Annotated in this window: 1 protein-coding gene; it reads left to right on the top strand. The window is 45.6% G+C overall.

The genetic code is table 11. The features are described 5' to 3' along the window. A partial coding sequence (locus A4R26_RS07470) for a trehalose-6-phosphate synthase (protein WP_207625705.1) occupies positions 1–1,051 on the top strand: 1,051 nt, incomplete at both ends.

The following is a 1,051-nucleotide window of genomic DNA, read 5'->3' as shown; positions in this document are numbered from 1 at the left end:
GCACAAAAGAAGGGCAATAGAAAGATCATCTTCTCCGTAGACCGGCTCGATTATACAAAAGGAGTGAATAACCGGCTGAAAGCCTTTGAATACTTTTTGGCAAACAATCCCCAGTATCATGAAAAGGTAATTTTCATCCTCGCCGTTGTGCCATCGAGAGACAATATTGCCAAATACAAAGAACGTAAACAGATCATCGACCAAACTATCAGCCAGATCAACAGCCGCCTTGGCAACATACACTGGCAGCCTGTTATTTATCAATACCACGCTTTACCGTTCGACGAGCTGATAGCTTTATACACGGGATGCGACCTGGCATTGATCACGCCGCTTCGTGACGGAATGAACCTGGTAGCGAAAGAATTTGTGGCCAGCCGGAAAGACAAAAAAGGTGTACTCGTGCTCAGCGAAATGGCTGGTGCCGCCAGGGAGTTGTCCGATGCGATCATAATTAATCCCAATGACGTAAGTGAAATGGCAAATGCCATCAAAGCCGGGCTGGAAATGCCTGAGGAGGAACAGGCCATTCGCCTCGAGGCCATGCAAAGCCGCATTGCCGGTTATGATGTAAAAATATGGGCGGAAGATTTTCTGGGTGAATTACGGAACATCAAAAAGAAACAACAGGATTTCCAGGTAAAATTCCTCGATGAGTATTCAAAAATACATTTACTGGAAGCCTACCGGGCAGCTGATAAAAGACTCCTGTTGCTTGATTATGACGGCACCCTTAAATCCTTTGTTTCAAACCCGGCCGATGCCGTACCCGGTAAAGAACTGCTTCAACTTCTTAAAGAACTGAACGAAAATAAAAATACGGTTTGCCTTATCAGTGGCAGAAACAGTGACTGGCTCGAAAAGTATTTTGGCGACTGCAACATTCACATGGTGGCGGAACATGGCGCCCGGTTCAAATATCCAGATCAACCGTGGACAAACGAAGTGATGATGCCAAATGACTGGAAGGAACCCATACAGCAGATCATGCAGGTGTATGTTCGCCGCTGCGCCCATAGTTTCATTGAAGAAAAAGAATTTTCTATCGTAT

It is taken from the genome of Niastella populi, assembly GCF_002078015.1.
Taxonomy (GTDB): Bacteria; Bacteroidota; Bacteroidia; order Chitinophagales; family Chitinophagaceae; genus Niastella; species Niastella populi.
Note: the sequence above shows the minus strand (reverse complement) of the source record. Positions and strands in the feature narration are given on the sequence as shown.